Source organism: Streptomyces sp. NRRL F-5727 (assembly GCF_000719555.1).
Classification (GTDB): Bacteria; Actinomycetota; Actinomycetes; order Streptomycetales; family Streptomycetaceae; genus Streptomyces.
This window is the reverse complement of the sequence record NZ_JOGX01000112.1, coordinates 1-10631: the sequence shown is the minus strand read 5'-3', so window position 1 is coordinate 10631 and position 10631 is coordinate 1. Positions and strand designations below refer to the sequence as shown.

At 75.4% G+C, this 10631-nt stretch carries 9 protein-coding genes; 1 reads left to right on the top strand and 8 read right to left on the bottom strand.

Annotation, left to right across the window (positions count from 1 at the left end; all coding sequences use genetic code 11):
- Positions 1 to 194 precede the first annotated feature (194 nt).
- From IF73_RS0136255 to IF73_RS0136245, 3 genes are read right to left on the bottom strand one after another with little or no spacing between them, the layout of a single operon-like run.
- The gene (locus IF73_RS0136255; protein ID WP_031015573.1) at positions 195 to 1004 is read right to left on the bottom strand and encodes a polysaccharide deacetylase family protein; all 810 of its coding nucleotides are present in this window, start codon (positions 1002 to 1004) and stop codon (positions 195 to 197) included.
- Positions 1001 to 2281: a glycosyltransferase gene (locus IF73_RS0136250; RefSeq protein WP_051717699.1), complete on the bottom strand. Its 1281-nt coding sequence runs from the start codon at positions 2279 to 2281 to the stop codon at positions 1001 to 1003. Before IF73_RS0136250 ends, IF73_RS0136255 begins: the two co-directional genes overlap by 4 nt.
- A gap of 59 nt (positions 2282 to 2340) precedes the next feature.
- Entirely contained in the window at positions 2341 to 3432 is a 1092-nt protein-coding gene (locus IF73_RS0136245; RefSeq protein WP_031015569.1) for a GNAT family N-acetyltransferase, read from the bottom strand.
- A gap of 110 nt (positions 3433 to 3542) precedes the next feature.
- Between IF73_RS0136245 and IF73_RS0136240 the strand changes: the two genes are divergently transcribed.
- Positions 3543 to 4178: a phosphotransferase gene (locus tag IF73_RS0136240; RefSeq protein ID WP_324616120.1), complete on the top strand. Its 636-nt coding sequence runs from the start codon at positions 3543 to 3545 to the stop codon at positions 4176 to 4178.
- A gap of 3 nt (positions 4179 to 4181) precedes the next feature.
- Here IF73_RS0136240 and IF73_RS39005 read toward each other — a convergent pair whose 3' ends face one another.
- The 5 genes from IF73_RS39005 to hutU form a co-directional block, all read right to left on the bottom strand.
- Positions 4182 to 4937, bottom strand: coding sequence for a hypothetical protein (locus IF73_RS39005; RefSeq protein WP_051717697.1), 756 nt, complete (start codon positions 4935 to 4937; stop codon positions 4182 to 4184).
- Positions 4938 to 5021: 84 nt separating this feature from the next.
- Positions 5022 to 6194, bottom strand: a complete 1173-nt coding sequence (gene hutI, locus IF73_RS0136230) for an imidazolonepropionase (protein WP_031015564.1) — start codon at positions 6192 to 6194, stop codon at positions 5022 to 5024.
- Between the two features lie 72 nt (positions 6195 to 6266).
- Positions 6267 to 7607, bottom strand: a complete 1341-nt coding sequence (locus IF73_RS0136225; RefSeq protein ID WP_031015563.1) for a formimidoylglutamate deiminase — start codon at positions 7605 to 7607, stop codon at positions 6267 to 6269.
- A complete protein-coding gene (locus IF73_RS0136220; protein ID WP_031015562.1) occupies positions 7598 to 8788 on the bottom strand; it encodes an allantoate amidohydrolase in 1191 nt (396 codons plus the stop codon). The genes IF73_RS0136225 and IF73_RS0136220 overlap by 10 nt, the downstream gene beginning before the upstream one ends.
- Before the next feature lie 17 nt (positions 8789 to 8805).
- A complete protein-coding gene (gene hutU, locus IF73_RS0136215; RefSeq protein ID WP_031015560.1) occupies positions 8806 to 10482 on the bottom strand; it encodes a urocanate hydratase in 1677 nt (558 codons plus the stop codon).
- Positions 10483 to 10631 lie beyond the last annotated feature (149 nt).

The window sequence follows — 10631 nt, the reverse complement described above, 5'->3', positions numbered from 1 at the left end:
GTCTCCCGGTCGGGGGCGGCGGGCTGGGCCGGTACGGCCCCCTCGCTCGCCGGTGCCGGCTCCTGGTGGTGCTGTCGCACGTCGCGTTCTCCCCCCACGGTCCCCTCGGACGAAGCAAGGGAACGTACTGCGGTTCTGTCCTGGTACACAACTCCCGTCTCGTGTACGGGCTTTGTCGATCTTGTCGGGTTCGTTCAGCCCGCGAACTCCGGCCCCTTCACCAGCGCCCGCGCTCTGCGGTAGAGCCGCCAGCCGACGGTGGGCAGCGAGTCGGGATAGGGGGCGGACCGGGCGCCGGTGCCCTCCATCCACGCCTCGACGTCGGCGGCGGTGTGGTCCCGGCGGACGATGAGGCGGGCGATCCGGAAGAGCTCGTCCGTCTCGGAGCTCAGCGCGTGCCGGACGGCGACGGCGGAGGCGTAACCGGCGGCCTTCGCGGCCCGGCGGACGGCGGGGCTGTTGTAGCCGTGCGGATAGGCGAGGTGGCGCACCTCGTGGCCGAGGACGTCCTCCAGCTCCGCCTTGGAGTCGCGCAGTTCGCTCCGCAGCGCGGCCGGCCGCAGGGTGTCGAGCTGGGGGTGGCTGACGGTGTGGCCGCCGACCTCCATCCCGTACTCCTCCAGGCGGGGGGCCTGCGCCAGGGTCATCATCGGCGCGGGCGGCAGCAGGCAGGGGCGGCCGGGGGCGAGGGCGCCGGTGGTGAGGTACGCGGTGGCGGGCAGCGACCGGCGGGCGAGCGCCTCCGCGGTCGGGCCGGCGAGGTCGGCGAAGCCGTCGTCGAAGGTGAGGACGACGGGCCGGGGGGGCAGGGGGGTGCCGGCCGCGAGGTGCCCGACGAGCGCGCCGACGGTCAGCGGGGTGCGGCCGCTGCCGGCGATCGCGTCGAGGTGCGCGGCGAACTGCCTCGGGGTGACGGTGAACTCGGCGATCCAGCCGGGCGGGTCGTCCGTCACCGGGTGGTAGAGGAGGACCGGGATGCGGGTGGCGAGGGGCGCGCCGCTCATCGGGCGCCTCCCCGGGCGAGCCGGGCCCTGAGGTAGCCGACGGGGCCGTACAGCATCCCGCGCCGTTCGAGGCGGGAGAGGGAGGCGGGCCACGGGTGGTGGTGGGTGCCGTGCTCGCCGGGCACCCCGCCGTCGGACGTGCCGCGCTCGGCGGTCATGGTCCGGGCGTACGCGAGGCCGCGCGGCACCCGGGCGAGGAGGGCGGGCAGCAGGGCGGGGCGGCGGACCAGGGTGGCGGTGAGGTACGCGGTGAGGCCGGCGCCGTAGCCGTACGCCTGGTTCCTCAGGTCCTGCCAGGTCTCGCGGTGGTGGTGCCAGACGAGGGCGTCGGGCGTGTAGCGGAGCCGGTGCCCGGCGGCGAGGACGGCGACGAAGGCGTACAGGTCGTCGCCGCCCCTCGCCGGGGTCCCGGTGCCGGTGGCCGGGTCGAAGCCGCCCGCGCGGCGGAGCGCGGAGGCCCGGAAGGCCATGTTGGCCCCGGACCCGAAGCTGCCCGCCGTGAACGGGAACAGCGGCTCGTCCGCGGGCGGCCGGGCCGGGTCGTACAGGCGGGGCGCGAAGCCCTTGGCGAAGCCGCCGTGGGACTCCAGCAGGATCTGGGCGGGGGTGGTGAGCCGGGCGGGCAGGATGAGGCCGGTGACGCAGCCGAGGCCGGGGTCGGCGGCGAAGGGCGCGGCGAGCGCGCTCAGCCAGCCCGGGTCGGCGATCACGTCGTCGTCGGTGAAGGCCAGGACCTCGCCGCGGGCGGCGGCCACCCCGGCGTTGTGGGCGGTGGCGAGCCCGGGCCGGTCCTCCCGCACGTACCGGACGCGGCCCGCGTACCTCTCCGTCACCAGGTCGTGGGTGGCGGAGGTGCGGGGCGCGTTGTCGACGACGATCAGCTCGTGGTCGGGGTGGTCCTGCGCGAGCAGCGAGTCGAGCGCGCGGGCGAGGGAGGCGGGGCGCTCGCGGGTGGCGACGATGACGGAGGCGGGGGTTGTGGACAGGGGCGGTTTTTTCCGTCCCTCCGCCGCGGCGAGCCGTTCGGCGTCCGTCTGGAGAGTGGCGCTCTCCAGCAGCCGCTTCGCCGCGAGCGGGGCCAGGACCTCCGCCGGGTCCTCGCCCTCCTCGTAGCGGCCGAGGACCGTGGCCGCGGGGCGGCCGTCGACGCGGACGAGGGCGTAGACGTCGCCGGGGGTGGGGTCCGGAGCGCCGGGCGCAGGGCGGAAGGCGAGCACCGGGCCCTCGGGTGCGGCCAGGTCGAGTTCCGCCACGGCTATGGCTGACTGCTGGTGCATCGGGGCCCCCTGGGGCGTACGGGATCGTGGGCGGGTGCGGCCGTGGGCACGACGACGGACTAGCGGTTGCCCTTCAGGCGGGCGACGGTGTTCAGCGTCTCGCGGGCTCGGGCGGCCAGGGCCGGGCGGTCGCGGACGAAGGCGTGGGCGGCGCGGACGGGCTCGCGGCGCAGCCAGTGCAGCGCGGTGCGCGGGTCGGGGCGGGTGACGGCCCCCTCGTACACCGTGATGTCCCCGGTCTTCAGGGAGTCCTTGTACTCGGCGGCGCCCCGCCCGAGGTCGAGCATCCCGATGCCGGCCGCCGCCGCGCCCTCGGCCATCCGGAGGTGGAGGACGAGGCCCGGGGAGTACCTGGCGTACTCGGGGTCGTAGGCGGGGAACCAGCAGGAGAGGACGGTCGCCGACCGGAGGCCGAAGTGGGCGGCGATCGGGCGGTCGCCGGCGTACAGGACGGACAGGACGCCGGAGCAGCCGGGCGTGCGCTGCTCGTGGAGGCGGCGGACGAGGGTGCTGATCCACTCCTGGGCGAAGCGGTCGCCGCGGCCGGTCCTGCGGTACTGGGCGGACTTCCACGCCATCAGGGTGCGCAGGGCGGCCGGGTCGCGCTCGTCGAAGACGAACCGGACCTCGCCGTCGGCCTGCCGGCCCAGCTTCCGCTCCTTGGCGAGGGTGGTCTTCAGGAACTTCGGCGACTGGACGCGCAGCAGCGCCTCGTACGCCGCGTACCCCTCGCCGACGTCGATGACGGGCGAGGCGAAGGACTCGTCGGCGGCGCCCTCGAAGACGGGCTGGCCGGCCTCCAGGTTGTCGTACTCCCAGACGACGAGGCCGCAGGCCCGCAGCAACGCCCGGGCGCCGGGCCGGAGTCCGGGGCGGAAGACGCCGCCCTGGCTGTCGGAGACGCCGAAGCCGATGGCGGTCCCGCGCCCCCACGGGCCCTTCTCGTACGGGAAGAAGCCGACGGGTTCGCCGTCCTCCCACCAGACGGCGACCCGCGCGCGGGGCCGTACGGCGCCGACGGCGAGGGTGAACTCCGGTTCCATGAACGGGTTGGCGGGGGCACCCGACTTGGCCCTCAGTTCCCGCCACGCCTCGATCTCGCGCTCGCCCAGCTCCCCCGGCCGCACGCTCCGCACACGCCAAGCACTCACCTAGCCGACCCCCCGGTCATCCCCCTGAGTACTGCCAGGACAGGACGGTACCGGCCCGAACCCCTCCCCGGCAGGCATACTCGCCCTTTGGATCACGGAGGGGGATTTTGGTGAGCAAGAGGCTTGTGGGGCAGGGGCGTTCGGCGGACGTGTACGCGGTCGGCGACGACGGGCGCTGGGTGCTGCGCCGCTACCGGGACGGCGGCGACACCGCCCGCGAGGCGCGCCTCATGAACCGCCTGGCCGCCGCCGGCTACCCGGTCCCGGCGGTCCGGGACGCGGCCGGGCCCGAGATGGTCCTGGAGCGGCTGCGGGGCCCGTCGCTGATGGACGGGCTGCTGGCGGGGGCGTACGAGCCCGAGGCGGCCGGGGCGCTGCTCGCCGGCCTGCTGGACCGGCTGCACGCGCTGCCGGGCCGGGTGGTCCACCTGGACCTGCACCCGGGGAACGTGGTGCTGGCCGAGGACCGGGGTCCGGTGGTCATCGACTGGCGCACGGCGGAGGAGGACGCGGCCCCGGGGCTCGACCGCGCGATGTCGGCGCTGATCCTCGCCGAGGTCGCGGTCTCGCCCGCCCCGTACGCCCCCGGCGCCCGGGCGGGCCTCGCCGCCCTGCTCGCGGCCTCGTCCGGGCCGCTGCTGCTCGCGGAGGCGCGGGCGCGCCGGGCCGCCGACCCGCACCTGACGGCGGCGGAGGTCGGCGCGCTCGGCGCGGCGGAGGAGCTGGTGCGGTCGCTGACCGGGTGACGGTCAGGACGCCCGCGTGCGGCGGATCCCGGTGATGTCCGGGTCGCCCGCGACGGGGGCGCCGAAGGCGTCGACGCGCACGCCGGTGGCGGTGGGGGTGACCTCCAGGGCCAGGGAGTCGTTCGGGGAGAGGTCACGGAGGTCGATCCGGACCCGGAGGGGTCCGTCGCCGGGCATCCGGTGGACGGACTCCGGCAGGTAGTCGAGGCCGGTCAGCGTCGTGCGGAGCGCGGCCTCGTCGGCCGGGGCGGCGGCGAAGGCGGCGCGGATGCGGTCGGCGTGCGCGTCGGCGGCGCACCGGTCGACGGCCGTCAGCGGCACCTCGTCGAGCGAGACGGGGGCCTGGGGCTCGGGCGGCGGCGGCAGGTCCGAGGGGAGGTCGGCGGGCGCGTCGGCGGAGGCCGGGGGCTCGGCCGGGGTCGGCGGCTCCGCGGCGGCCGGGGGCGTCCCCGGCACCGTCTCCGCGACGTTCGCGACCGCCGGCAGCGGGGGCAGCTCCATCGCCGTGCCCGGGGCGCAGGTGTTCGCGATGCGGAGGGCGATCGCCTGGGCCCGCACGGTCGGGTCCGGGTGTCTCTCCAGCTCCTTCCCGGAGAGCATCCGCGGGGACGGGCTCGCGGTGACGGCCGCCGCGGCGGCGGGCTCGGCGGCGCTCCGCGTACCGCCGGCGTTCTGCGTGCCGCAGGCGGTCAGGGTCAGGGCACCGAGGGCGGTGGCGGTCAGGGCGAGGGACCGGAGGAGGCGCTTCGGAGTAGGCATGCCGGAATCATGCGGGCGGGCCCGAACCGCCCACATGAGTACGCCTACTCAACGCCCCCTGTGCACCCCTGGGTTGCCGGTGCGTCAGACGACGCGGACGCCCCTCCGCCAGACCTCCGCCACCAGCGGCACGCCCGGCCGGTAGGCGAGGTGCACGTGGGAGGGGGCGTCCAGGACGGTGAGGTCGGCGCGGGCGCCGGGCGCCAGGCGGCCGACGTCGGTGCGGCGGAGGGCCGCCGCGCCGCCCGCCGTCGCGGACCAGACGGCCTCGTCGGGGGTCATGCCCATGTCGCGGACGGCGAGGGCGATGCAGAAGGGCACGGAGGAGGTGAAGGAGGAGCCCGGGTTGCAGTCCGTGGAGAGCGCCACGGTCACGCCCGCGTCGAGGAGGCGGCGGGCGTCCGGCCACTCGGCGCGGGTGGAGAACTCCGCGCCGGGCAGCAGCGTCGCGACCGTGTTCCCCGAGGCCAGCGCCTCGACGTCGGCGTCCGTGAGGTGGGTGCAGTGGTCGGCGCTCGCCGCGTCCAGCTCCACCGCCAGCTGCACGCCGGGGCCGTACGAGAGCTGGTTGGCGTGGATCCTCGGGAGGAGGCCCTTCGCCTTGCCGGCGGTGAGGATCGCGCGGGCCTGGTCGCCGTCGAAGGCGCCCTTCTCGCAGAAGACGTCCACCCAGCGGGCGTACGGGGCGCAGGCGTCCAGCATCGGGCCGGTGACCAGGTCGACGTAGGCCGCCGGGTCGTCGGCGTGGTCCGGGGAGACGATGTGCGCGCCGAGGTAGGTCACCTCGTCGGTGTGCTCGGCCGCGATGCGCAGGGCGCGGGCCTCGTCCTCGACGGTCAGGCCGTAGCCCGACTTGGTCTCGAAGGTGGTGGTGCCCTGGCGGAGGGCCTCCCGCATGAACCGGGCCACGTTCGCCGACAGCTCGGCGTCCGTGGCGGCGCGGGTGGCGGCGACCGTGGTGCGGATGCCGCCGGCCTGGTAGGGCCGGCCGGACATACGCGCGTTGAACTCGGCGGTGCGGTCGCCGGCGAAGACGAGGTGGGAGTGGGAGTCGACGAAGCCGGGGAGGACGGCACGGGCCTCCGCGTCGACGCGGTGGTCGGCGGCCGGGGCCTGGGCTGCCGGGCCCACCCAGGCGACACGGTCGCCCTCCAGGACGAGGGCGGCGTCCTTGACGAGGCCGAGGGGGCCTTCGCCCAGGGCGGGGTCGTTGGTGACGAGGCTGCCGATGTTCGTGAGGACCGTGGTCGTCGTCATGTCGCTCTCCGGTGAGGGGGGTCGTTTGCGTGCGGGCCGGCGGTCGGTCGTGCCCGCCCGCCCCGCGTCGTCCTAGCTCCGCAGGGCCGCGATCGCGGCCGTGAGGGCGGCTGCCGGGTCCGGTACGGAGACGTGGGCGCCGTCCTCGACGACGGTCCGGCCGCCGACGACCACGTGCCGGACGTCCGCCGCGGTCGCCGCGAAGACGGCCGTCTCGGGGGCCAGGCGCGGGACCGGGCCGGCCGTGCGGACCGAGTCGAGGGCGATCGTCGTGAAGTCGGCGAGGGCGCCGGGCTCCAGGGCGCCCGCGTCCTCCCAGCCGAGGGCCGCGTGGCCGTCGGCGGAGGCGGCGCGGAGCAGCGCGGCGGCGGTCCAGTGGCCCCGGATGTGGGTGCGCAGCCGCTCGTTGAGCTCCATGGCGCGCGCCTCCTCCAGGAGGTCGATGACGGCGTGGCTGTCGCTGCCGAGGGAGAGCGGGGAGCCGGCCTTCTGGAGGGCGACGGCGGGGCCGATGCCGTCGGCGAGGTCGCGTTCGGTGGTGGGACACATGCAGGTGCCGGTGGAGGTGGAGCCGACGAGGGCGATGTCGGCGTCGGTCATGTGGGTGTTGTGGACGCCGGTGGTGCGCGGGCCGAGGACGCCGTGGTCGGCGAGGAGCCGGGTCGGGGTGACGCCGTGGGCGGCGTGGCACGCCTCGTTCTCGGCGGTCTGCTCGGAGAGGTGGACGTGCAGCGGGGCCCGCCGCTCCTCGGCCCAGCGGGCGACCGTGGAGAGCTGGTCGGCGGGGACGGCCCGGACGGAGTGGATCGCCGCCCCGACGCGTACGCCCTCCCGGTCCTCCAGCGCGCTGACCCGCTCGGCCCACGTCTCGGCCGTGCCGTCGGAGAAACGGAGCTGGTGCTGCTCGGGGGCGGCGCCGAAGCCGGAGGAGAGGTAGGCGGTGTCGAGGAGGGTGATGCGGATGCCCGCCTCCCGGGCCGCCGCGATCAGGGCCTCGCCCATGGCGTTGGGGTCGTCGTAGGGGGTGCCGCCGGGGGCGTGGTGGAGGTAGTGGAACTCGCCGACGGCGGTGATGCCGGCCAGCGCCATCTCGGCGTACACGGCCCGGGCGAGCGCGAAGTACGAGTCCGGGGTGAGCCGCTGGGCGACGCCGTACATGACCTCGCGCCAGGTCCAGAAGGTGCCGCTGCCGACCTGGACGGTGCCGCGCAGGGCCCGGTGGAAGGCGTGGCTGTGGGCGTTCGCCAGGCCCGGGATCGTGAAGCCGCGCAGCACGGCCGCGCCGGGCGGCGGGGTGTCCACCCCGGTGCGGACGGCGGCGATCCGGCCGTCGGCGGAGACGTCGAGGGCGACGCCCGGCTCTGCGTGGGTGCCGAGCCAGGCGTGCTCCAGCCAGTACGTCGTCAGCGGCACGCCAGCTCCTCCAGTACGTCGGCGAGTGCGCGGACCCCGGCGACGCAGTCGTCCTCGGCCGCGAACTCGGCCGGGGAGTGCGAGACGCCGGTGGGGTTCCGTACGAACAGCATGGCGGTCGGGATCGACTCGGACAGGATGCCCGCGTCGTGTCCGGCGCCGGTGCCGAGGACGGGGGTCTTCTCGCCGAGGACGCGGCTCAGCTCGTCGCGCAGGGTGTGCGAGAAGTCCACGACCGGGGTGTACGACTCCTGGACGACGGCGAGGTCGATGCCGTGCCGGTCGGCGTACGCGCGGGCGGCGGCCTCGACGCCGGCGGTGACGGCGTCCAGGGAGCGCTGGTCGGCGGCGCGGGCGTCGAGCCAGCCGCGGACCATCGACGGGATGGCGTTGACGCCGTTCGGCTCGACCGCGATCTTGCCGAAGGTGGCGACGGCGCCCGCGAGTTCGGCCTCGCGGCGGGCGGCGAGGACGGTCTCGGCGTACGTCAGCATGGGGTCGCGGCGGTCCACCAGCCGGGTGGTGCCCGCGTGGTTGGCCTCGCCGGCGAAGTCGTACCGCCAGCGGCCGTGCGGCCAGATGGCGGAGGCGATGCCGACGGCGTCGCCGGACAGGTCGAGGGCGCGGCCCTGCTCGACGTGGAGCTCCACGAAGGCGCCGATCCGGGCCAGCCGCTCGGGGTCGGGTCCGATCCCCTCCGGGTCGTGGCCGGCCGCCTCCATGGCCTGCGGCAGGGTGATGCCGTCGGCGTCGCGGAGCTCGTACGCCTGCTCCCTGGTCAGCCGGCCCGCGGTGAGGCGGGAGCCGACGCAGGCGAGGCCGAAGCGGGCGCCCTCCTCGTCGCCGAAGTTGACGATGGCGAGGGGCCGCCTGAACGAGACTCCGCGGGCGCGGAGTTCGTCGAGGGCGGCGAAGGCGGAGACGACGCCGAGGGGGCCGTCGAAGGCGCCGCCGTCGGGGACGGAGTCCAGGTGGGAGCCGGTGACGACGGCGTCGCCGGCCGTCGGGTCGCCGAGCCAGGCCCACTGGTTGCCGTTGCGGTCGGTCTCGACGTCCAGGCGGCGGGCCTCGGCCTGCATCCGGAACCAGAGCCGGCAGTCGGCGTCCGCCCCGGTCCAGGCGTAGCGGCGGTAGCCGCCGGTGGCGGCGCTGCGGCCGATGGGCCGCAGCGACCGCCACATGGCGTGGAAGCTGTCGCTCACGCGGATGCCTCGTCCTCGGAGCCCTCGCGCATCGGGACGCGGACGCCCTTCTCGTCGGCGACCCGCTCGGCGATGTCGTAGCCGGCGTCGACGTGCCGGATGACGCCCATGCCGGGGTCGTTGGTGAGCACGCGGCGGATCTTCTCGCCGGCGAGCTTGGTGCCGTCGGCGACGGAGACCTGGCCGGCGTGGATCGAGCGGCCCATGCCGACGCCGCCGCCGTGGTGGAGGGAGACCCAGGAGGCGCCGGAGGCGACGTTCACCATGGCGTTGAGCAGCGGCCAGTCCGCGATCGCGTCGGAACCGTCGAGCATGGCCTCGGTCTCCCGGTACGGGGAGGCGACGGAGCCGCAGTCGAGGTGGTCGCGGCCGATCGCGAGCGGGGCGGCGAGGGTGCCGTCGGCGACCATGTCGTTGAACATGGCGCCCGCCTTGTCGCGCTCGCCCTGGCCGAGCCAGCAGATGCGGGCGGGCAGGCCCTGGAAGTGGACGCGCTCGCCGGCCATCTTGATCCAGCGGTGCAGCGACTCGTTCTCCGGGAAGAGGTCGAGGATCGCCTTGTCCGTCTTGTGGATGTCGGACGCCTCGCCGGACAGGGCGGCCCAGCGGAACGGGCCCTTGCCCTCGCAGAAGAGGGGGCGGATGTACGCCGGGACGAAGCCGGGGAAGGCGAACGCGCGGTCGTAGCCGGCCAGCTGGGCCTCGCCGCGGATCGAGTTGCCGTAGTCGAAGACCTCGGCGCCGGCGTCCATGAAGCCGACCATGGCCTCGACGTGCTTGGCCATCGACTCGCGCGACCGCTGCGTGAAGCCGGCCGGGTCCTTGGCGGCCGCGTCGGCCATGTCCTCGAAGGCGACGCCGACCGGCAGGTACGAGAGCGGGTCGTGGGCCGACGTCTGGTCGGTCACGATGTCGATCGGGGCGCCCTCGGCGAGCATCTGCGGGACCAGCTCGGCGGCGTTGCCGAGGAGGCCGATGGAGAGCGGGCGGCGGGCGTCGCGGGCCTCGACGGCCAGCTGGAGGGCGTGGGCCAGGCTGTCGGCCTTCACGTCCAGGTAGCGGTGCTCGATGCGGCGCTCGATGGCGCGCGGGTCGACGTCGACGCAGATCGCGACGCCGTCGTTCATCGTCACGGCGAGGGGCTGGGCGCCGCCCATGCCGCCGAGGCCGGCGGTGAGGGTGATCGTGCCGGCCAGGGTGCCGCCGAACTTCTTCGCGGCGACGGCGGCGAAGGTCTCGTAGGTGCCCTGGAGGATGCCCTGGGTGCCGATGTAGATCCAGGAGCCGGCCGTCATCTGGCCGTACATGGTGAGGCCGAGCTGCTCCAGGCGCCGGAACTCCTCCCAGTTGGCCCAGTCGCCGACCAGGTTGGAGTTGGCGATGAGGACGCGCGGCGCCCACTCGTGGGTCTGCATGACGCCGACCGGGCGGCCGGACTGGACCAGCATGGTCTCGTCCTGCTTCAGCGTCTTCAGGGTGCGGACCATGGCGTCGAAGGAGCGCCAGTCGCGGGCGGCCTTGCCGGTGCCGCCGTAGACGACGAGCTTGTCGGGGTGCTCGGCGACCTCGGGGTCCAGGTTGTTCTGGAGCATCCGGAGGGCGGCCTCCTGCTGCCATCCCAGGGCGCTCAGTTCCGTACCGCGCGGGGCCCGTACGGGGCGGGGTCCTGACATGGCGTGCCTCCTCGAATGTCGTTCAGATATTCACATCCTGACCTGATGAATAGTTGTAGTCAACAGGGCACGGCCTCCGCACCCGGCGGATGGGCGCGATCCGGCCGCCCGGGGGGCGGGGGCGGGGCCCGTTCCGCGCCCCCGGGCGG

Coding starts and splice junctions, on each gene's coding strand:
- IF73_RS0136220 (WP_031015562.1), bottom strand. CDS start 8,788: ATGTGGCGGTCGCTGCGGCCCATCGGCCGCAGCGCCGCCACCGGCGGC.
- IF73_RS39005 (WP_051717697.1), bottom strand. CDS start 4,937: ATGCCTACTCCGAAGCGCCTCCTCCGGTCCCTCGCCCTGACCGCCACC.
- IF73_RS0136255 (WP_031015573.1), bottom strand. CDS start 1,004: ATGAGCGGCGCGCCCCTCGCCACCCGCATCCCGGTCCTCCTCTACCAC.
- IF73_RS0136250 (WP_051717699.1), bottom strand. CDS start 2,281: ATGCACCAGCAGTCAGCCATAGCCGTGGCGGAACTCGACCTGGCCGCA.
- hutI (WP_031015564.1), bottom strand. CDS start 6,194: ATGACGACGACCACGGTCCTCACGAACATCGGCAGCCTCGTCACCAAC.
- hutU (WP_031015560.1), bottom strand. CDS start 10,482: ATGTCAGGACCCCGCCCCGTACGGGCCCCGCGCGGTACGGAACTGAGC.